At 75.9% G+C, this 20,839-nt stretch carries 14 protein-coding genes; 6 read left to right on the top strand and 8 right to left on the bottom strand.

From position 1 onward, the window contains the following. Nucleotides 1-41 precede the first annotated feature (41 nt). The 4 genes from PGB27_RS27900 to PGB27_RS27915 all read right to left on the bottom strand — a co-directional run bounded on the left by PGB27_RS27900 (nucleotide 42) and on the right by PGB27_RS27915 (nucleotide 6,201). Complete coding sequence (locus PGB27_RS27900; RefSeq protein WP_274203715.1) at nucleotides 42-3,566, bottom strand: ATP-binding protein; 3,525 nt, start codon at nucleotides 3,564-3,566, stop codon at nucleotides 42-44. Continuing rightward, nucleotides 3,563-4,891, bottom strand: a complete 1,329-nt coding sequence (locus tag PGB27_RS27905) for a hypothetical protein (protein ID WP_274203716.1) — start codon at nucleotides 4,889-4,891, stop codon at nucleotides 3,563-3,565. Before PGB27_RS27905 ends, PGB27_RS27900 begins: the two co-directional genes overlap by 4 nt. A gap of 72 nt (nucleotides 4,892-4,963) precedes the next feature. Then, nucleotides 4,964-5,629 carry a response regulator transcription factor gene (locus PGB27_RS27910; protein ID WP_274203717.1) on the bottom strand — a complete coding sequence of 222 codons (666 nt, stop codon included), beginning with the start codon at nucleotides 5,627-5,629 and terminating at the stop codon, nucleotides 4,964-4,966. Then, nucleotides 5,620-6,201: a sensor histidine kinase gene (locus PGB27_RS27915; protein WP_274203718.1), complete on the bottom strand. Its 582-nt coding sequence runs from the start codon at nucleotides 6,199-6,201 to the stop codon at nucleotides 5,620-5,622. The genes PGB27_RS27910 and PGB27_RS27915 overlap by 10 nt, the downstream gene beginning before the upstream one ends. A 198-nt stretch (nucleotides 6,202-6,399) precedes the next feature. On the opposite strand from PGB27_RS27915, the gene PGB27_RS27920 reads away from it, so the two are divergent. The 5 genes from PGB27_RS27920 (at nucleotide 6,400) to PGB27_RS27940 (ending at nucleotide 13,601) form a co-directional block, all read left to right on the top strand. Beyond that, entirely contained in the window at nucleotides 6,400-8,919 is a 2,520-nt protein-coding gene (locus tag PGB27_RS27920) for an Hsp70 family protein (protein ID WP_274203719.1), read from the top strand. 73 nt (nucleotides 8,920-8,992) lie between these two features. Continuing rightward, the gene (locus PGB27_RS27925; protein ID WP_274203720.1) at nucleotides 8,993-10,183 is read left to right on the top strand and encodes an ATP-binding protein; all 1,191 of its coding nucleotides are present in this window, start codon (nucleotides 8,993-8,995) and stop codon (nucleotides 10,181-10,183) included. 228 nt (nucleotides 10,184-10,411) lie between these two features. Next, nucleotides 10,412-10,747 carry a GroES family chaperonin gene (locus PGB27_RS27930; RefSeq protein ID WP_274203721.1) on the top strand — a complete coding sequence of 112 codons (336 nt, stop codon included), beginning with the start codon at nucleotides 10,412-10,414 and terminating at the stop codon, nucleotides 10,745-10,747. Further along, complete coding sequence (locus PGB27_RS27935) at nucleotides 10,744-12,723, top strand: VanW family protein (RefSeq protein WP_274203722.1); 1,980 nt, start codon at nucleotides 10,744-10,746, stop codon at nucleotides 12,721-12,723. Before PGB27_RS27930 ends, PGB27_RS27935 begins: the two co-directional genes overlap by 4 nt. Continuing rightward, on the top strand, nucleotides 12,720-13,601 hold the full coding sequence (locus PGB27_RS27940) for a DUF1206 domain-containing protein (RefSeq protein ID WP_274203723.1): 882 nt from the start codon (nucleotides 12,720-12,722) through the stop codon (nucleotides 13,599-13,601). Before PGB27_RS27935 ends, PGB27_RS27940 begins: the two co-directional genes overlap by 4 nt. 3 nt (nucleotides 13,602-13,604) lie before the next feature. On the opposite strand, the gene PGB27_RS27945 is transcribed toward PGB27_RS27940, so the two are convergent. Together PGB27_RS27945 and PGB27_RS27950 are read right to left on the bottom strand one after the other, a co-directional pair. Next, on the bottom strand, nucleotides 13,605-14,483 hold the full coding sequence (locus tag PGB27_RS27945) for a DUF72 domain-containing protein (protein WP_274203724.1): 879 nt from the start codon (nucleotides 14,481-14,483) through the stop codon (nucleotides 13,605-13,607). Nucleotides 14,484-14,558: 75 nt separating this feature from the next. Next, the gene (locus tag PGB27_RS27950; protein ID WP_274203725.1) at nucleotides 14,559-16,418 is read right to left on the bottom strand and encodes an acyl-CoA dehydrogenase; all 1,860 of its coding nucleotides are present in this window, start codon (nucleotides 16,416-16,418) and stop codon (nucleotides 14,559-14,561) included. 155 nt (nucleotides 16,419-16,573) lie between these two features. Between PGB27_RS27950 and PGB27_RS27955 the strand changes: the two genes are divergently transcribed. Next, a complete protein-coding gene (locus tag PGB27_RS27955) occupies nucleotides 16,574-18,913 on the top strand; it encodes an FUSC family protein (protein ID WP_274203726.1) in 2,340 nt (779 codons plus the stop codon). Here PGB27_RS27955 and PGB27_RS27960 read toward each other — a convergent pair. Together PGB27_RS27960 and PGB27_RS27965 are read right to left on the bottom strand one after the other, a co-directional pair. Then, the gene (locus PGB27_RS27960; RefSeq protein WP_274203727.1) at nucleotides 18,856-20,169 is read right to left on the bottom strand and encodes a D-arabinono-1,4-lactone oxidase; all 1,314 of its coding nucleotides are present in this window, start codon (nucleotides 20,167-20,169) and stop codon (nucleotides 18,856-18,858) included. The genes PGB27_RS27955 and PGB27_RS27960 overlap by 58 nt on opposite strands. 84 nt (nucleotides 20,170-20,253) lie before the next feature. After that, nucleotides 20,254-20,823, bottom strand: a complete 570-nt coding sequence (locus PGB27_RS27965; protein ID WP_274203728.1) for a DoxX family protein — start codon at nucleotides 20,821-20,823, stop codon at nucleotides 20,254-20,256. Nucleotides 20,824-20,839 lie beyond the last annotated feature (16 nt).

Genomic DNA, 20,839 nt, shown 5'->3' on the forward strand with positions numbered 1-20,839 from the left:
GGGGGCGGCCCCCCGGGACGACGGGGGCCAACCCCCGGCCGTCAGCGCCCGAGCCGGCGCCAGAGCTCGTCGCAGGTGCGCAGGGCGGCCTCGGCGGCGATGCGCCGACCGCGGGTCGAGGCCGGGTCGGCGAGGCGGAGCTGCCAGTGCCGCCGCTCCGCCGCGACGGCCTCGCGCAGGGCGGCCGGGTCGGCGGTCGGCGGGAGCCCGAGGCGTCGGTGGGGCGCGTCGCCGTCGGCGCCCCAGAGCCGCTCGGCGCGGTCCTGATCGGCGGGCGCCAGGCGCGGTGGCCGGGCGAGCAGCTCGATCTCGGCCAGCGCGTGGGTCCCGGCCCGCAGGCCCTCGAGCCGGTGGCGCAACCGATCGGTGCGGGGGTCGCGGGGCACGTCCCACAGGAGCTGCTCCAGGGCCTCGACCGCCGTACGCGCCCGCAGGACGTCCGCACGGAGCACGAGACGGCGCTCGACCGCGGCCGCCGACCACTGCGGCGACCCCGCGGGCACCAGCGCGTGCGGCACGGACGGGCAGGGGACCGGGCCGGTGTCGGTGAACACCACGACGGCGTCGGGCCGGACGTCGTCGACGATGACCGTCCCCCGCGAGAGGTGCTCGCCGATCATCGCCCGCAGCGTCGTACCGGGCGCCAGCGTCCGGCCGGAGCGGACGGTCAGCCGCAGCGGACCCTCCAGCCGCGCGCGGATCTCCGCGACCCGGGCGCCCGCCGGTCCCGTCACCGGCCACACGCCGCGGGCCTCGTCGAGGATCTCGCGCACCCGGTCGAGCAGCACCTGTCCCGGCGGGGAACCGAGCGACGGCACGGCACGCAGCGGCTCCCGCGGCCCGGGGACCGCCGCCAACGGCGTGAGCGCGGTGACCGGCTCGCGCCGGGGCTGGGGCATCGTCGGTGCGGGAGCCGTCGGCCCCGGGTCCTCGACGACCGGCTCCTCGACCACCGGCTCCTCCGCGACCGGCTCCTGCGCGGCCGGCTCCTGCTCGGCCGGTTGCCCGGCGGCGGGCGTCTCGACGGTCGACTCCTCCGGCGGCTGTCCCTCGGCCTTCGGTTCCTCCGCCGGCTCCTCGGCAGCCGGCTCCTCGGCAGCCGGCTCCTCGGCAACCGGCTCCTCGACGCCCGGGCCCCCGTCCGCCACCGGCGCCCGCACCGTGGCGGGCAGGTGGTGGACGGTCGTGGTCGCGGTGTCGTCCACCGGATGCGTCGCCGGCGTCGGAACGGTGCCGATCGTGAAGCCCGTCAGCGTCAGGGTGCGGGAGTCGAGGAGCGAGGGTCCGAGGGCGTCGGTCCCGTCGTCGACGGCCGGCTCGGGCTCGGTCTCGACCTCGTCGCGGGCGACCTCCACGGACGGATCGGCCGGCGCCACCGGCACCCGCCCCTCGACGACCGTCCCGCGACCCGGGGCCGCGTCGAGGGTGATGGTCCCGCCGGCCCGCTCGAGGCGGGTGCGCAGGTTCCGCAGCCCCGCGCCCGCGCCGGTCGGCGTCGCGGGGTCGAAGCCGGGGCCGTCGTCGGCGACCCGGAACCGCAGCAGGCCCCCCGCCTCGCCGACCCACACCGTCACCGTCGCCCCCGGCGCGTGCTTGCGGGCGTTGTTCACCGCCTCCAGGCAGCAGAAGTAGACGGCCGTCTCGACATCGGGAGCGAAGCGGCGGCCGTCGGCGAGCTCCGCGGTCAGCCGCACCGGGGGCTCGGCGCCGTGGAGGTCGGCGGTCAGCGCGGGCACGATCCCGCGCTCGGAGAGCACGAGCGAGGAGACGCCGGTGGCGGTCTCGGCGAGCGTCGCCTCCGCCGTCGCGACCCGCTCGAGCGCGTCGGCGAGCCTCTCCCGCGCCGTCTCGAGGCGCCCGGCCCGCAGGTGGTGCTCGACGAGGCCGAGGCCCAGCCGCAGCGACACGAGGTGGTGCTGCGCGCCGTCGTGGAGGTCGCGCTCGATGGTGCGCCGCTCGTGGTCCATCTCGGCGACGACCGCGCGGCGCGACGCGGCGATCTGCTCGGCGTGCGAGAGCGCCGCGCGCAGCTGGCGCTCGAGCTCGATGCCGAGCCGGCTGGCCTCGAGCACCGGGGTGAGGCTGTCGGCGACGTCGGCGAGCAGCCGCCGGCGCTCGGCGTCGAGGCCCGCGCCCGCCCCGCGGTCGACGGCGAGCGTGCCGATGCGCTCGTCGCCGCGGCGCACCGTCACCTCGAGCCCCTCGTCGCCGTCCCCCTCGCCGGGCCCGGTGCCCGCCGCGGCCCAGCGGTGGGTGCGGTCGCGCAGCCCGGGGCGGGTGACGGTCAGCCGGCACCAGCGCGCGCCGAGCCCGACGCCCACGGCCTCGGCGATCGCCGCGACGTCGGGGCCCTCCTCGTCGCCCGGCCCGGTGAGCGCGACGATCCCGGCGAGCGCGCTGTACGGGGTGGGCCGCCGGCCGTAGAGCAGCTGGTCGACGACCCGCTCGATCCGCGCCGAGAGCACGGGGAACACCGCCGCGCCGATGACGACCGCGAGCACCAGCGCGGCCGCCTCGCCGACGATCACGGCGAGCGCGGCCTGGGCCACCGCGACCGTGCCGCCCGCGAGGACGACGAGCAGCGCGAGGGCCAGGCCGCGCCCGAAGCGCCGCTCGGCCGACCAGAGTCGGGGGCGGTCGGCGGCGACGAGCACGGCGACGGCGATCGCCACCGCCGCGACCCGCGAGCTCCAGAACAGCGGACCGGTGGGGGCGTCCGTGCCGTGCGCGGTCGGGTCGACGAGCTCGAGCCCGCCCCGGCCGAGCACCAGCAGGACCGCGGTCATCACCCCGAGCACGAGGGTCGTCACGGCCGCGGCGATGAGGACGCTGACGACGAGCCGGACCTGCGTGCGCTGCTCGGTGCCGAGCCGCCCCGAGCGCTGCCGCTGGGTGAGCGCGATCAGGCCGGCGCCGGGGACGACCGCGCCGAAGAACAGCACGCAGCTCACCGTGTGGGGCAGCAGCGCGGTCCCGACGCCGACCACGAGCAGCAGCGCGCTCCCGCCGGCGACGACGAGGCGCCCGCTCGCCGTCCCCGCGTCGACCCCCGGGCGGCCGGTGGGGTGCAGGAGGAGCGCCACGACGTAGGCGAGGCACGCGACGCCGTGCAGGACGACCTGGTGCACCCCGCCGATCTCGACGCCGACCGCCTCGCGGGCCGCGGCCGCCGCGGCGTGGGCCTGCAGGTTGAACGCGCCCGCCGACCCGACCAGCGCCACCACCATCCAGCGCGCCACCCACCAGCGCGGGGCCCGGCGGAGCAGGGCGACGGCGAGCACGATCGCGGCGAGGCTCAGGACGTAGTCGACGACGGCCTGGCCGCCCGGCTCGCTGCGCGCCGTGGCGTCGGCGATCGCCCGCGCCCAGCTCCCCGGGGCGGCGGCCGGGTCGGCGAGGCCGGGCACGGACGGGGCGAGCGCGACCACCGCGCCCAGGCCCAGCCACACCAGCGCGAACAGCGAGGTCAGGCCGAGCAGCAGCGCCCACGCCGGCGTCGCGAGGCCTGGCCCGCCGGTGCGGGCCGGGGCCGGCCCGGCCTCGGCGGGCGCGGCCGTCGCGGTCACGCCCGGCTCCCGACGGCCTCCGGCTCGACCACCGGCTCCAGCGCGTCGGGGACGGCGGCGACCAGGCGCAGGCGTCCGTGGTCACGTTCCACGTGGAGCCGGCCGCCGAGCGCGGCGAGGCGGTCGGCGTCCTCGGAGACCGCGGCGCGCAGCTCCTCGACGCCCTCCTCCCCGCCGGCGTCGACGGCGCCCACCTGCACCGCGAGCTGCCCGTCCTCGTGGGTCAGGACCGCCTCGACCGGCCCGTCGCCGGCGCGCGACGCCAGGTGGCCCAGCGCCGCGGCGGCCACGTAGTAGAGGCCCGACTCCACCTCCCACGCCAGGCGCCGCGGCAACCGCCCGACGACGGAGGTGGCGCGGGGCAGGTCCGCGGCCATCTCCTCGAGCGCGCCGACGGGCCCCTGCGCGGTCAGCACCGTCGGGTAGACGCCGCGCACGATGACGCGGAACCGGTCGATGAGGTCCTCGAGGCCCTCCAGCGCCCGGGACAGCGGGGGACCCGCGGCCTCGGCGGCCTCGGCGTCGAGCGCGACGCGGGCCTCGTCGAGGGCGGCGCGCAGGGCCTCGAGGCGGTCGGTCGTGAGGTGCGCGAGCTCGGTGACCAGGCGCCGGCGCTCGGCGTCACGGGCCCGGGTCAGGCGCCGGCGGGACTCGGTGAGCTCGCGGCCCAGGTCGTCGGCCCGCGCGACCCGCGCGGCGAGCCGGGCGTTGAGGTGCGCGCCGCGCACGAGCAGCCCCGCACCGGCGGCGACGTCGCGCGCGAGGCGCCGGTCCGCCGGGGTGATCGCCTGCCCCGGCTTCTCGAGCACGAGCACCGCGCGCAGCGTGTCGCCGGTGCGCACCGGCACGGCGTGGTCGACCTCGGGGCGGGCGAGCAGGGCGGCGAGGTCGGGGACCGGCCGGGTGTGTCGGGCCCCGTCCTCCTCGACCGGCACGAGCCCGTCGTCGACCGCGAGCCAGATCGCGGCACGGCGGGCGCGGGTGCCGTCGGCGAGCACCTGGGCGAGCCCCGCGAGGGCGGCCTCCAGCGACTCCTCGCCGGTGCGGGCACCGGCCGCGGCGAGGGCGGCGTAGGGCGAGACGGGCCGGGGGTCGAAGCGGCCGGCGAACCGCTCGAGCGCCGGACCCCCGAGGCCCAGGACGGCAGCGGCCACCGCCGCCCCGAGGAACGGCGCCCACACCGTCGCGGCGCCGGGCGGCAGCACCAGCGCCGCCGCGGTGACGACCGTCCCGAGGGCGACGACCACGACCCCGGCGGTGATCAGGGGCCGCGCCAGGCGGGCGCGACCGGGCGCGGCACCGACTGTGCCCGCCGTCCCGTCCATGGCGCCCCTCCCCGGCCTGGAGGCTAGGGCGCCCGGGAGGCGGGTCAAGGGCTCGCCGCCCGGCGCCCCGCCTCAGCCGTCCTCGCGCTGCGCCCGCAGGTAGGTCAGCACGGCGAGCACGCGCCGGTGGTGGGCCGCCGTGTCGGCCTGGAGGCCGAGCTTGTCGAAGATGCTCGCGATGTGCTTCTCGACGGCCTTCGGCGTCACGAACAGCTGCCCGGCGATGCCGTTGTTCGAGCGGCCCTCGGCCATGAGCCGCAGCACGTCGACCTCGCGCTCCGAGAGCGCCGCGATGAGGCCCTTGCGGTCGCCCTGGGGCTTCTCGACCAGCCGCTTCGCGAGCACCGGCTCGATGACGATCTCGCCGCTGTCGATCCGGGCGAGCGTGTCGGACAGGACGTCGACGCTGCCGACCTTCTCCTTGAGCCGGTAGCCGACACGCTCGGTGCCGATGCCGAGGATGCGCATGAGGTAGTGCGACTCGGCGTAGTGCGAGAGGAAGAGCAGCCCGATGTCGGGGTGGAGCGCGCGGAGGCGCTCGGCGGCGGTGAGGCCGCCGTCGGGCTCGGGCGGCATCCGGATGTCGAGGATCGCGACGTCCACCGGCTCGGTCGCGAGGAGCCGGACGATCGCGTCGCCGTCGGCCACCGAGCCGACGATCTCGTGGCCGGCGGCCTCGAGCAGCATCTGCAGGCCCTCGCGGAAGAGGGCGCCGTCCTCGGCGAGGGCTACGCGCACGGGATCCTCGCCGTCACCACGGACCCCGAGGGCCCCACGTCGGTCCGCCCGCCGAGCGAGCGGGCGGTCTCCTGCAGGCGCCCCGTGCTGCCCGGTTCCAGCCCCGTCACCGCGAGGACCAGCTCGTCGCCCTCGCGGCTGATGGCCACCTCCACCGCGGGCGCCCCGACCGGCAGCGCCGCGAGGCACTCGGCGACCGCGAAGTACGTCGCCCCCTCGAGCGCCGGGCCGAAGCGCTCGGAGGTGTCGACGATCGCGACGGGCGCGTCCGCGTGCTCGGCGACCTGGCGCAGCGCGGGCCCGAGGCCCGCCTCGTCGAGCAGGGGCGGGTAGAGCTTGCCGGCGAGGTTGCGCAGTTCCTCGAGGACGGCGTGCAGCTCGTCCTGGACCTCGCCGATGCCCTCGGCGAGCGTGGGGTCCTGACAGCGGTGGCTCAACAGGCCCAGGCGCAGGGCGAGGGCCGAGAGCCGCAGCGCCGGCCCGTCGTGCAGCTCGCGCTCCAGCCGCATGCGCTGGTGCCAGGCGTCGTCGGCGCCGCCGGGGAGGACCGCGGGGAGCGGATCCGGTGCCATGACGACAGCGTGGCCCCTCGGGCACCGCGCGTGAGGGGTGCCCACCCGAGAGCGAGGTGGGGTTTACCCCCTTGCCTCACCCCCGCGGCGACCGTCCGCGATCGGATCGCGAGTCTCAGCTCATCCTTCGGGGCAATGTCCTCGGCTTTCCCGGCGAGAGTCGTTACGATCCGTGTCCACGGCGGGAGGAGGCGCCAGATGTACAGCCTCGGTGTCGACATCGGGACGACCTTCGTCGCGGCCGCGATCGCCCGGGACAAGGTCGAGATGTTCAGCCTGGGCGACCGCTCGGTGGCCACCCCCGCCCTGGTCTACCTCCGCGAGGACGGGTCGCTCATCACCGGCGACGCCGCCGCCCGTCGCGCGGTCAGCAACCCCGACCGGCTGGGACGGGAGTTCAAGCGACGTCTCGGCGACCCCACCCCCGTCATGCTCGGGGGCACGTCGCAGCCGGTCACGGCCCTGCTCGCGGCCCTGCTGCGCGACGTCCTGACCAAGGTCACCGACACCGAGGGCGGCAAGCCCGACCGCGTGGTGCTGACCCACCCCGCGAACTGGGGGCCCTTCCGCCGCGGCCTGTTCGAGGAGGTGCCGTCGCTCGCGGGGCTGGAGAACCCGCCGACCGTCACCGAGCCCGTCGCGGCGGCCGCGCACTACGCGTCCTCGCACGAGCTGCGCGACGGCGAGGTCCTCGCGGTCTACGACCTCGGCGGCGGCACCTTCGACGCCACCGTCCTGCGCGCCCGCGCGGGCGGGGTCGACATCCTCGGCTCGCCGGAGGGCATCGAGCGCCTCGGCGGCGTCGACTTCGACGAGGCCGTCCTCGCCCACGTCAACCACGTCTCGGGCGGGGCGCTGGACGAGCTCGACCACCGCGACGCCCAGACCGCCGTCGCCCTCGCCCGCCTGCGCCAGGACTGCGTGCTGGCCAAGGAGGCGCTCTCCGTCGACACCGAGACGGTCGTGCCGGTCTTCCTGCCCGGTAAGCACTTCGACGTCACGATCACGCGCGCCGAGTTCGAGGACATGGTCCGGGCGCCGCTCGAGTCGACGGTCGGCGCGCTGAGCCGCACGCTGCGCTCCGCGCACGTCGACCCGGCGGAGCTCAGCGCCGTGCTGCTCGTCGGCGGGTCGTCACGCATCCCGCTGGTCGCGGAGATGGTCGCGGCCGCGATCGGGCGACCGACGCTCGTCGACACCCACCCCAAGTACGCCGTGGCCCTCGGCGCCGCGACGCTCGCCGCGGACCTACCGGGCACCGACGGCGGGCCGGGCCGGGCCCCGGTGCCGGTCGGGCACGCCGCCGCCGCGGTCGGGGCGCCCGCGCGTCCCCCGACCGGTCCGCTGCCCGCCCAGCAGGCGCGGCCGGCCGCGCGGGCGGCACCGGCACCGGCACCGGCACCGGCACCGGCACCGGAGGGCGCCACCACCACGATCAGCGCCCGGCCGCCCGGGTCCGGTAACGCGGGCGGGCGCACCCCGACCATCGACGCCCGCGGCGGTCCCGCCGGCCCCGGGACGGCGGGCCGCGGCGCGGCGCGCGAGCCGGCGGCGGACGAGACCCCGACCGGCCCGATCGCGGTGCCCGCCGCGGGCAGCGGCCCGGGCAGCACCCCGCCACCACCCGGCACCACGAGGAGCGGCGGCGACGGCAGCGACAGCGGGCGCCGCCGGGTCCTCGCGGTCCTCGCCGGCGGGCTCGTCCTCGCGTTGCTCGCGGGGGTCGCGGTGGCCGGGTTCCGGCTGCTCGGTGCCAGCACCCCGCAGTCGGAGGCGGCCGAGGCGCCCGCGCCGACGCAGATCGTGCCGAGCGTCCCGATCCCCACCCTCGGCACGCCGATCCCCGTCGGCCCGACCCCCGGGTACGCGCAGGTGTCCCCGAACGGCCGGCTGGTCTACGTCGCCAACCGGGCCGCCGGCGTCGTCACCGTCGTCGACACCTCGGTCAACGCCGTGACCGCCACCATCCCGATCACCTCGGGACCTCCCCAGTACGTCACGTTCGCCCCGGACGGGCGGCGGGTCTACGTCAGCGTCTTCGATGACGCCCGCACCATCGCCGCGGTCTCGGTGCTCGACACCACGACCAACCAGGTCGTCGCCACCATCCCCGTCCGCACCCGTCCCTTCGCCGCCGCGGTGACTCCCGACGGCTCGCGGCTGTGGGTCCCGAACCACGACTCCGGCTCGATCTCGATCATCGACACCGCGTCGAACACCCTGGTCCGCGACGTGCAGGTCGCCCCGAACCCACACTGGGTGGAGTTCTCGCGCGACGGCACGCGGGCCTACACCGCCAACCACGAGTCGAACGTCGTCTCGGTGCTCGACACCGCGACCTCCGCCGTCGTCGCGGAGATCCCGGTGGGCCGGAGCCCGCACAGCGTCGCCGTCCACCCGACCCGCCCGCTCGTCGCGAACGTGAACTACGACAGCGACGAGGTCACCATGATCGACACCAGCACGAACGCCGTCGTCGCGACGATCCCGGTGGGGTCGAAGCCGCAGGAGATCACGTGGTCGGCCGACGGACGGTTCGCCTATTCGGTCGACAACCGCGGCAACACGGTCTCGGTGATCGACGCCGGCACGATGGCCGTCACCGCGACCCTGCCGACCCCACCGGGTCCCAGCAGCATCGCCGTGACGCCGGACGGCCGCACCGGCTACGTGTCGACGATCCAGGGCGGCGTGCTCGCGGTGCTCGACCTGACCTGACGCCGCGACACGCCGATCGCGGTTTCTCGCGAGGTATCAGGTCGGCGCTAGAGAGGCCCATACGCTCCGATCCATGGACCCCGTGCGGAACCCGTACGCCCCCGGGGCCGGTCAGCGGCCGCCGGAGCTCGCCGGGCGCGATCGCGAGATCGACGCCTTCGACGTGGTGCTGGAACGGGTGGCCCGGGGGCGCCCGGAGCGCAGCCTCGTGCTCACCGGCCTGCGCGGGGTCGGCAAGACGGTGCTGCTCGGCGAGCTGCGGTCGATGGCCGTGCGGGCCGGCTGGGGCGCGGGCAAGCTCGAGGCCCGCCCGGACGCCGACCTGCGCCGGCCCCTGTCCGCGGCGTTGCACCGGGCCGTGCGCGACCTCGCGGTCCACCACCGGGCGCCCGACCGCGTCGAGGAGACCCTCGGCGTGCTCAAGGCGTTCGCGCTCAAGGCGACGCCCTCCGACGCCAAGATCAAGGACCGCTGGCAGCCGGGCATCGACGCCCCCGTGCGCACCGGCCGCGCCGACTCCGGCGACATCGAGATCGACCTCGTCGAGCTGTTCGGGGTGTGCGCCGAGCTCGCCGCCGACGTCGGGGTGGGCATCGCGCTGCTCATCGACGAGATGCAGGACCTGCGTGTCGACGACGTCTCCGCGCTCTGCGCCGCCTGCCACGAGCTCTCGCAGTCCGGCGCGCCGCTCGTCGTCGTCGGCGCCGGCCTGCCGCACCTGCCCGCGGTGCTCTCGGCGTCGAAGTCGTACTCCGAGCGGCTCTTCCGCTACGCGATGATCGGCCAGCTCGACCGCGCCGACGCCGACCTCGCCCTCACCGTGCCCGCGAAGCGCGAGGACGCCGAGCTCACACCCGCCGCGCTCGACGCCCTCTACGAGGTCTCGGGCGGCTACCCCTACTTCGTGCAGGCCTACGGCAAGGCCGCCTGGGACGCGGCCGTGCAGAGCCCGATCGACGCCGACGACGTCCGCATGGCCGCGCCGGAGGCGAGCGCGGAGCTCGCCGTCGGGTTCTTCGGCTCCCGCTACGAGCGCGCGACGCCCGCCGAGCGGGAGTACCTGCAGGGCATGGCGGAGCTCGCCGAGGGCCGCGACGAGCCGGTGACGACGTCCGCGCTGGCCAAGCACCTCGGGCGCAAGCCGTCGTCCCTGTCGCCGGCGCGCGACAGCCTGCTGCGCAAGGGCCTGGTGTTCTCCGCGGAGAGGGGCTGGATCGCGTTCACCGTCCCGCACTTCGGGCGCTTCCTGCTCGGCCGCGACTGACCGGAACTACTCCGTTCGAGTGAACTGTGCGGGGTCTGGTAACGCCCTTCCCGGACCGTCCGACATCCCCGCCGAGCCCCGTGGCGCTGCCGGACCCCCGACCTGGCAGGGCCACGGGGCGTTCCACGTTCCGGGCCCTTCCGGGCCTCGTCAGCCGTTCGTCAGCTCCGGGTGAGGTCATCCGGCCCTGCGCCACGGGCCGTCCGGGCCTCCCCGTACGATCCCGGCGTGTCGGATCCCAGGCTGGAGATCCAGATGCTCCACGACCGTGTGATGGTCGCCCCCGTCCAGGGCGAGGGTGAGCGCCGCAGCAGTGGGGGCATCGTGATCCCGGCGACCGCCCAGCCCGCCAAGCGCCTGGTGTGGGGCGAGGTCTACGGCACGGGCCAGCACGTCCGCAGCGTCGCGGTGGGCGACCGGGTGCTCTACGGCCAGGACGACCACTTCGAGGTCGACGTGTCCGGCCGCTCCTTCGTCGTGCTCCGCGAGCGCGACCTGCACGCGGTCGCGAGCGCGACCACCGAGGCGACGAGAAGTCCGAGCGGGACGGGGCTGTACCTGTGAGCTCATCCGGGGGGCGCACGCCCGAGGAGACCACCGTCGACACCGACGGCACCATCCGGCACGACGAGCCGTCGGGCGCGCTCGACGAGCCCACCCGTGCGATGGCGGAGGAACCTGCCGAGCCCGCCGCCGCGACCGACCCCGAGCGCACCGCGTGGATCCCGGTGACCGACGGCGGGAACGGGGCGGACGGGGCCCAGAACACCCACGGGGCCCACGAGGCGACGTCCGGCGGCGGGCGCCGCCGCCCGGTCCTCATCGGTGCGGCCGTCGTCGGCCTGCTCGCCGTGCTCTACGTCGGTGACCTGCTCTTCTCCTCCACCGACGTGCCGCGCGGCGTGACCGTCGCCGGGGTCGAGATCGGCGGCATGAGCAAGCCGGAGGCCGAGGAGGCCCTGCGCACGCAGCTCTCCGGCCGCAGCACCGAGCCGGTGGCCCTCCAGGCCGGCCCGAGCAGCGCCACCCTCGACCCGCGCGCCGCGGGCCTCGAGCTCGACGTCGAGGGCACCATCGCCCGCGCCGGCGAGCAGCCCTTCAACCCGTGGACGCGCCTGACCTCGCTGTTCGACACCCGCGACGTCGCCCCGGTGTCCCGGGTCAACGCCTTCGCGCTCGGGCAGGCGCTCGACGGCGTCCGTCCGCAGCTCGACCGCCCCGCCGCCGAGGGCACCATCCGCTACGAGGGCCTCGAGCCGGTCGCCGTCCCGTCGGTGCCGGGCTCGGTCGTCGACGGCGCCACGGCGGGACAGGCCGTCATCGACCACTGGCTCGACCCGGCGCCGGTGGCGCTGCCCGTCACCGAGACCCCGGTGACGGTGACCCCCGAGGGCATCCAGCGGGCCATCGACGAGTTCGCCCGGCCGGCCGTCGCCGGTCCGCTGACGGTCGTCGGCGACGCCAAGAACGCCACGGTCACCACGCGCGCGATCACCTCGTTCGTCCGGTTCACCCCCGACGGCCAGGGCGGGCTCACCCCCGGCATCGACGAGCCGGCGGCCATCGCCGCGGTCGAGCCGCAGCTCGCGACCACCGAGGCCGAGCCGAAGGACGCGACGCTCGCCTTCACCGGCACCACCGCCGAGGTCGTGCCCGCCGTCGTCGGCCGCGAGATCGACTGGCCGCGGACGTTCAGCGGCATCGTCGAGGCACTCGGGCGTCCCGACGGCGAGGCCCCGCCCGTGTTCACCCCGCCCCCGACGGCCCCGGGCGCCGCGCCGGCCTCCCCGCCGCCCCCGACCGGGCGCGCGATCAACGCCGTCTACACGACCACGCAGCCCCGCGTGACCACCGAGTCGCTGCAGGCCCTCGGCCCCGCCCAGATCATCGGCGAGTTCACCACCCGCGGCTTCAAGCCGGACTCGGGCCAGAACATCCGCCGCATCGCCGAGATCGTCAACGGCCAGATCATCGCGCCGAACTCGGTGTTCAGCCTCAACGACGCCACGAGCCCCCGCAACGAGGCCAACGGCTTCGTGCCCGCCGGGATCATCGACGACGGTGCCCCGGGCCGCGGCGTCGGCGGTGGCGTGTCCCAGTTCGCGACGACGCTCTACAACGCGGGCTACTTCGCCGGCCTCGACGACGTCGCGCACCAGGAGCACAGCTACTACATCAGCCGTTACCCGGCGGGGCGCGAGGCGACGGTCTTCGAGGGCTCGATCGACCTCAAGCTCGGCAACGACGGGCCCACGCCGGTCTACATCCGCACGCAGTGGACGCCGTCGTCGATCACGGTGCAGCTCTACGGCATCAAGCGCTTCGACGTGACCTCGGAGCCCGGGCCGCGCACCAACCTCACCCCGCCCGGCGTGCGCGACCTCGGCGGCAACCCGGAGTGCAACGCCTCCCAGGGGTCCGAGGGCTTCACGATCACCGACACCCGCGTGCTGCGTGACGTGCGTACCGGCGAGGTCCGCCGGGAACCACGCACCGTGCGCTACGAACCCCAGCCCACCGTCACCTGCAACGGCCCGTGACCGCGGCCGCCGGCTCCCCCGACTCGACCGATCCCCGCGGCTCCGGCGGCACCGCCGACCGGTTCCGTGACTCCGTGCAGGGCGACGGCGAGGGCGAGGCCCCGCACCGCGCCGTCGAGCTGCTCGGACGCGTGGGCCTCGCCGGCTACGGCCTGGTGCACCTGCTCATCGGCGTGATCGCGGTCCAGATCGCGATGCGTGGCGGTGGGCAGGCCGACCAGCAGGGCGCGGTGGCCACCCTCGCCGCGGAGCCCTTCGGGTTCGTCGTGCTCATCGTCATCGTCGTCGGGCTCGTCGCCTTCGGGATCTGGCAAGGCCTCGCCGCCGCCACCGGCTTCCGCTGGGCCACCGGGTGGGCGCGCACCCAGCGGCGCATCGCGGCGGGCGCGACCGCGGTCGGCGTCCTGTTCGTCGCCCTCGTGGGCGTCCAGCTCCTCGTCACGGGGTCCTCGGGGTCGAGCAGCGGCGGGTCGCAGCAGACGACGGCCGGGCTGCTCGCGCTGCCCGGCGGCCGGTTCATCGTCTTCGGCATCGCGCTGGTGGTGCTCGTGATCGCGGGGGCGACGGCGTGGACGGGGATCCGCGGCTCGTTCGCCGAGGACCTCGCCTGGTCGCGGCTGCCGAGCGGCCTGCAGCAGCCGGTGTACTGGCTCGGCATCGCCGGGCACGTGCTGCGCGCCATCGCGTTCGCGGTGATGGCGGTGCTGTTCGGGGTCGCCGCGGTGCGCGCCGACCCGGGGCAGGCCGGCGGGCTCGACGCGGCGCTCAAGACCCTCGCGGCCCAGCCCTTCGGCCCGTGGCTGCTGGTCCTCGTCGCGCTCGGGTTCGTGGCGTACGGGCTCTACTGCGGCGCCGACGCGTGGGCCCGCCGCATCTGAGCCTCACCGGCCCAACTCGCGCACCCGCTCCCGCAGGGCCATCGCGTCGAACGGCGCGTGCACCTTGACGTCGTTGTCGAAGTAGACGACGACGTCGCGGCCCGCCGGCGCCTGCGGCGGCGGGTCGTCGGGGGCGACCGTGTCCTCGGTGGGCGACGCCTCGTCCGCCGCCCAGGCGCGGATGCGCGCGGCCCACGCGTCGAGCGCGGCCGCGCTGTAGCCGCTGGCGTACAGCTCGGTGTCGCCGTGCAGGCGGACGTAGACGAGGTCCGCGGTGACGTCGTCGAGGCGCGGGAAGGTGCCGGCGGTGTCGGCGACGACGAGCGCGACCCCGTGGCGGCGCAGCTGCGCGACGAACGCGGGGTCGCGGAAGCTGGGGTGGCGCACCTCCATCGCGTGCCGCAGCGGGCGGTCGGCGTCGGTCTCGGTGCACGGCTCCGGGACCTTGTCGCCGTGGCCCGCCGCGAGCGCGGCCGCCGCGGCCGTGGAGTGCGGGAGCAGGGCCAGGAAGTCCTCGATCCGCTCGGCGTCGTAACCGAGGTTCGGCGGCAGCTGCCAGAGGACCGGCCCGAGCTTCGGCCCGAGCGCGAGCGGGCCGGAGGCGAAGAAGTTGGCCAGCGCCTCCTCGACGCCGCGCAGCTTCTTCATGTGCGTGACGAACCGCCCGCCCTTGACCGCGAACACGAAGTCGTCGGGCGTGCGCTCCGCCCAGGAGCGGTAGCTCGAGGCGCGCTGGAGACTGTAGAAGGAGCCATTGATCTCGACGCTGTCGAGGCGCTCGGCGAGGTAGGTCAGCTCACGACGCTGGACCAGGCCCTCCGGGTAGAACACCCGCCGCCAGGGCGGGTAGATCCACCCGGAGGTCCCGATCCGTACGGCCATGTGCGCCTCCGGCGCTCGTGAGCACTTTCGCGTGCTATAGCACGCGAAAATGCTCACGTGCGCGCAGCGCACCGGTCAGAAGGCCGCCACGTCCAGCTCCATGATCGAGTTCTCGGCGCCCTCGACGATCGTGCGGCGGCTGGAGAGCTCGGGCAGCACCGAGCGGGCGAAGAAGCGCGCCACGGCGATCTTGCCCTCGTAGAAGGCCCGGTCGCGGCCCGTGGTGCCGGCGTCGAGCGCCGCGCCCGCGACCTCGGCGCCGCGCAGCAGCAGCCAGCCGACGAGCAGGTCGCCGACGCTCATGAGGAAGCGCACCGCGTGCTGGCCGACCTTGTAGAGGTTGGTGACGTCCTCCTGCGACGAGGTCAGGAAGCCGACCATCGTCCCGAGCATCGCCTGCACGTCGCCCAGGGCGGTGGCGAGCAGGGCGCGCTCCTCCTTGAGACGCCCGTTGCCGCCCTCGGCGTCGAGGAACGCCTGGACCTGGCCGGCGACGTGCATGAGCGCCTGGCCGTTGTCCCGGACGATCTTGCGGAAGAAGAAGTCCTGCGCCTGGATCGCCGTCGTGCCCTCGTACAGCGAGTCGATCTTGGCGTCACGGATGTACTGCTCGATGGGGTAGTCCTGCAGGTAGCCCGAGCCGCCGAGGGTCTGCAGCGACCCGATGAGCTGCTCGGTGGCCCGCTCCGACCCGACGCCCTTGACGATGGGCAGCAGCAGGTCGTTGACCTTCTCCGCCAGCGCGATCTCCTCGGCGCTGACGGCCCCCCGCTCGGCCTCCGGCGCCTCGCCGAAGCGGACGACGTCCTGGTAGGTCGCGGTGAAGGTGTACACCGAGCGCATGCCCTCGGCGTAGGCCTTCTGCAGCATGAGGCTGCGGCGCACGTCGGGGTGGTTGGTGATCGGCACGCGCGGGGCGGTCTTGTCGGTCTGCTTGGTGAGGTCGGCGCCCTGGATGCGCTCCTTGGCGTAGGCCAGCGCGTTGAGGTAGCCGGTCGACAGGGTGCCGATGGCCTTCGTGCCGACCATCATCCGCGCGTACTCGATGACCTGGAACATCTGCGCGATGCCGTCGTGCACGTCGCCGAGCAGCCAGCCGACGGCCGGGGTGCCGTGGCCGCCGAAGGTCACCTCGCAGGTGGCCGAGGCGTTGAGGCCCATCTTGTGCTCGACGTTGGTGACGAAGGCGCCGTTGCGCTCGCCGATCTCGCCGGTGCGGTCGTCGAAGTGGAACTTGGGCACGAGGAAGAGCGACAGGCCCTTCGTGCCGGCCCGCGCGCCCTCGGGGCGGGCGAGCACCAGATGCATGATGTTCTCGTGCAGGTCGTCGGAGTCGGCCGACGTGATGAAGCGCTTGACGCCCTCGATCGACCAGGTGCCGTCGCCGTTGTCGCGGGCCTTGGTGCGCCCGGCGCCCACGTCGGAGCCCGCGTCCGGCTCGGTGAGCACCATCGTGGCGCCCCAGCCGCGGTCGACCATGAGCTGCGCCCAGTGCTGCTGCTGCTCGGTGCCGTTGCGGTACACGACCGACGCGAAGTTCGGCCCCGCCATGTACATGAACACCGGCGCGTTGGCGCCGAGGATCATCTCCCCGGCCGACCACTGCACCGACGGCGGGACGCCCATGCCGCCGATCGCGTTGTCGGCCGAGAGCCGCCACCACTCGCCGTCCCACATGGCGCGGTAGGACTTCTTGATGCCCTCGTCGAGGTGAGCGGTGTGGGTCTCGGGGTCGAAGCGCACCGGGTTGCGGTCGCCGGACACGTACGAGTCGGCCAGCGGTCCCTCGGCCATCGACGCGACCTCGCCCAGCAGGGCGCGCGCGGTCTCCTCGTCGGCGTCGGCGAACGGACCCGACCCGAACCGGTCCTGCACACGGAAGACCTCGAAGAGGTTGAACTCGATGTCGCGGACGTTCGCCCGGTAGTGGCCCATCCCGCCTCGCTCCTGTCACCACGTGGTGTGCGGCCGACGTCTTCTACCGGCCGGTAACCGCAGCGTATTACTCGGGGGTAACCCTGTCGAGATCGGTCCTCGCCCGATCCTCCGTGCGAGACTCGCCGCGACGATCCGCGGTGAGGGAGGAGCTGGTGACGGGGCGGCTCCGGGGACGGCGCGGGTCGGTCGACCTGCGCACCTGGCTCGCGGGCGTCGATCCGGGCCTGTCGCGCCTGCGCCTCGCGTCGATCGCCGTCGCGTCGATGGTGCTCGCGGTCGGGGTCACCGCCGCCGTGCGGGCGCTGCTCGACCCCACCGAGCCGGTGACCGTCCTGCTGTTCACCGCCGTCCTGGCGGTGGTCTCGAACCTCGCGGTCAACGAGCCCGAGCTGCCGCGCCGGCGGGTGACCACCGCGCTCATGGTGCTGCCGGCCGCGGCGAGCACGGTCGTCGGCGCGTTCCTCGCCCCGTACCGCATCCCGGCGGCCGTGGCGTTCGTGGCGGTCATGGTCGTCGCGGTGTGGGTGCGCCGCTACGGCCCGCGCGGCTTCGCGCTGGGCATGGCGGCCTTCATGCCGTTCTTCTTCACGCAGTTCCTGCAGGTCGCGCCCGCGCAGGTGCCGTGGCTGCTGGGCGCGGTGGTCGTCGGCATCGCGTCGACGCTGCTGCTGCGCGGGGTGGTGTTCGCCGAGCGCCCGGCGCGCACGCTGCGGCGGATGGTCACCGCGTTCCGGGCCCGCGCGCACGCGCTGGTCGGGGCCACCGACGCGGTCCTCGCGGGGGTGGGGCAGGGCGGCCCCGACGAGCGGGACCTCGAGGCCCTGCGCCGCGCCCGGGCGCGCCTGCAGGAGGTGGCGCTGCTCGTCGAGGACACCCTGGAGCAGACGACGGCCGGGCGGGTCTGGCCGGGGCTCGACGACGACACGCTCGCGCTGCGGGTCGCCGACGCCGAGCTCGCGCTCGAGCGGCTCTCGGTGGTCGTACGCCGCCTGGCCCTCCCGCCGACCGACCCGGAGCCCACCGCGCCCCCGGACCGCGTCGTCGTCGCCGCCCTGCGCACCGGGCTGCGCCACCTCCAGCGCGCCCTCGCGGCCGGGCAGGACCACGCGGCGATCCTCGAGGCGGCCGCGGACGCCCGGGCGGCGGTGGCCGGGCTCGTCGCCGACACGCGGCCGGGCGGCGAGCGGGTGCAGCGCACCGCCTTCGCCGTGCGGCGTGTCGCGGACGCGATCCACCACGCCCAGCTCGACGCCCCGTCGCGGCGTGCCGACGGATCGGGGCTGCGTCCTCCCCCGCCGCCGGCCGGGAGCGGCCCGGCCCCGGACGCGATGGCCGGCGACCGGCCCGACGCCGACGACGTGCGGCCCGAGGACGAGCCCGAGCGCGAGGTCCGGGGCCTCGCGCTGAGCACTCGGCAGGCCGTGCAGGTCGGGGTGGCCGCGACGCTGGCGATCGTCGCCGGCGAGCTCGTCGCCCCGTCGCGCTGGTACTGGGCGGTCATCACCGCGTTCGTCGTCTTCGCCGGCACCAACAGCCGCGGTGACCTCCTCTCCCGCGGCTGGGGCCGGGTCCTCGGCACGATCGGCGGCGTCGTCGCCGGGATGGGGCTCGCCGCGCTGGTCGGCGGGCAGGTCGTGCCCTCGCTGGTGCTGCTGTTCGTCTGCGTCTTCCTGGCGCTCTACCTGGTGCGCGTCTCGCCCTCGATGCTCGCCTTCTGGATCACCGCGGTGCTCGCGCTGGTCTACGGGCTCATCGGGCAGTTCAGCGTCGACGTGCTCGTGCTGCGCATCGAGGAGACGATCATCGGGGCGCTCGCCAGCATCGTCGCCGCGTACCTCGTGCTGCCGCGCGGGACCCGGGCGGCCTTCGGCGAGGCGGTGAGCGACCTGGTCGACGCGATCGACCGGGTGCTCGGCGAGGCCACCGACCGCCTCGCCGGCCGCCGCTCGGCGCCGCCCGCGCGCGAGGGCGTGCGGGCGATGGACGACGCCCTGGCGACGCTGCGCCAGCGCGCGTCACCGCTGGTCGGGCGCTTCTCGAGGCGCCGGGCGCGGTCGAGCTACCAGCGCGGGCTGCGGGTGCTCGTCGTCTGCGACGTCTACGCCCGCTCGCTCGCCCGCACCGCGGACCAGGTGAGCGACCCGGGCTGGGCGGCCACGCTGGACCCCGCCGCCGCCCAGGTCCGCGCGAACCTCGACGGGCTGCGCGACGTCCTCGTGCGCGGGCACCGGGCCTCCGACGGCGGACAGGTGCGCGCGCGCTCCGCCGAGGACCTGGTCGACGCCGCCGAGGGGTACGCGGCCCGCACGGTCGACGACCCGCAGCGCCGCACGGCCATGCTCACCGCCGCCCGGCTGCTGCGGCGCATCGACCAGGCCGTCGTCGGGCTCGCGGTGGACCTCGGGGCGGCGGAGGACGACCTCGACGAGGAGGCTCAGTCGCCGAGCACCGCGTCGAGCGCGGGCGTCGCGAACACGCGGTCGGGGTCGTAGTCGTCGCGCACCCGGCGGAAGTCGGGCAGGCGCGGATAGGCCGCGACGGTGTCCTCGACGGTCCAGTCCGAGCGCGACGCCCAGTGCGGGCGGCCACCGTGGGCGCGCAGCACGCGCCAGGCCCGCTCCAGGACGGGCGCGTGGTCGGTGCCGCGCGGGACGCGCACGGCCACCCAGCCCGTGGCGCGGTCGTGGGCGGGGTGGAGCCACCCCGACTCCGGCGCCCCGACGCGCAGGCGCACCGGGAGCCCGACCTCGAGCCCGTCGTCGGCGAGCGCGGTCAGCAGCTCGCGGGCGCCCTCGGCGAACGTGGTGCGCGGCAGCGCCCACTCGGTCTGCTCGAAGCGGACGGCGGGCGGGCTGGACAGGACCCGGTGCATCGGGCCGGTCGCGGTGACGGTGCGCGCGAGGCGGGAGACCGCGCGGTTGAAGCGGGGGACGAGGCGGGGCAGCGCCCGCTCGACGACCACAGCGCCGCCGAGCGCAGTCCGGCCGGTGGCGCCGGCGACGGTGACGCCGACCGTGCGCTCGCGCTCCTCCTTCTCGCCCTCGGCGTCCTCGTCGTCGCCCTCGAGGGTGTGCTCGGGGAGGGGATCCGCCCAGCGGGTCAGCGCGGTGCGCGCGGAGGGGAAGACGGCCGCCTCGACGACGGGGTGCGAGGCCCAGAACGCGGCGTCGAGCACCTCGTCGACGGGCCGTGGCTCGCGGGTGACCCGCACCCGGCCCGCCGGCACCACCGCGAGCTCGGCCTCGAGCAGCACGCCGAGGGCGCCGAGCGAGGTCCGGGCGGCGTCGAGGTCCGCGGCGGCGACGTCGCGCAGCCGCCCGCGCCCGTCCACCAGGCGCAGGCCGACGACCGCGGCCGAGAGCGAGCCCCGTGACGACCCGCTGCCGTGCATGCCGACCGCCAGCGCGCCGCCGACCGTGGGCGCCGCGAGCTCCAGCGGGGCCTCGAGGGCGAGGTCGCGGTCGGCGAGCTCGGTGTGGAGCTGGGCGAGCGTCGTCCCTGCGCGGACGCGGACGGTGGGGCGGCCGGGGCGGCCGCCGGAGCCGGTGATGCCGCTGAAGGCGGACAGGTCGACGTGCACGCCGTCGGTGACCGCGAGCGCGCTGAAGGAGTGCCCGGCGCCGACGGGCCGGACGGGCTGGCCCCGCTCGGCGGCGCGTCGCACCACGGCGGAGACCCCGCTGTCGTCGAGCGGCCGCACCGTCGCGGTCGGCCGGCACTCCCGGCCTCCGGACCAGTTCGTCCACACGGCGGTCACCCTAGGGGCATCGCGGGGTCGGGGCCGGACCGGCGCGGGGCCCGCCCGCACCGGTCGGCCCCGCACCGGGTCGGGTCAGGAGGCCAGGGCGCCGATCGCGACGTCCACGCCGTCCACGACGTTGCGGCGGACCTGGTCGCCCGCGGCGCGGAGCTTGTCTCCCGCGCCCTCGCTGCGGTCGGTCAGGTCGCTCGTGCGCTCGGCGAGCTTGCGCGCGGCACGGCGGCCCCGCCAGCCCAGCGACGGCTTCCCCTCGGTGTCCACCGCGGCGAGGATCAGCCCGCCGAGGATCGCGACGTTCTTGAGGAACTGCTGCTGCTCGCCGGTCTTCTCCACCGGGTCGGACTTCTCCCAGAACGGGTGCCCGGCGACGGTCGTGGGGATGACGCTCGCGGCGAGGGCCAGCGACGCCACCCGCGGGAACTTGTTGATCGCGAGCAGCGAGCCGGCCGCGATCTTGACCCCGGCGTCGATGCGGACCAGCTGGCCCGGCTCCGACGGGACCTGGTCCGGCAGGCTCGGCGCCGCCTTCTCGATCAGCGGTGACGCCTTCTGCACGCGCGGCTCGGGATTGAGCAGGGTGTCGACCCCGCCCTTGATGAAGATGGCGGCCAGCATGGGCCGGGCGAGACGACGGATGATCACGAGAGCGGACCTCCAC

Source organism: Actinomycetospora lemnae, assembly GCF_028737315.1.
Taxonomy (GTDB): domain Bacteria; phylum Actinomycetota; class Actinomycetes; order Mycobacteriales; family Pseudonocardiaceae; genus Actinomycetospora; species Actinomycetospora lemnae.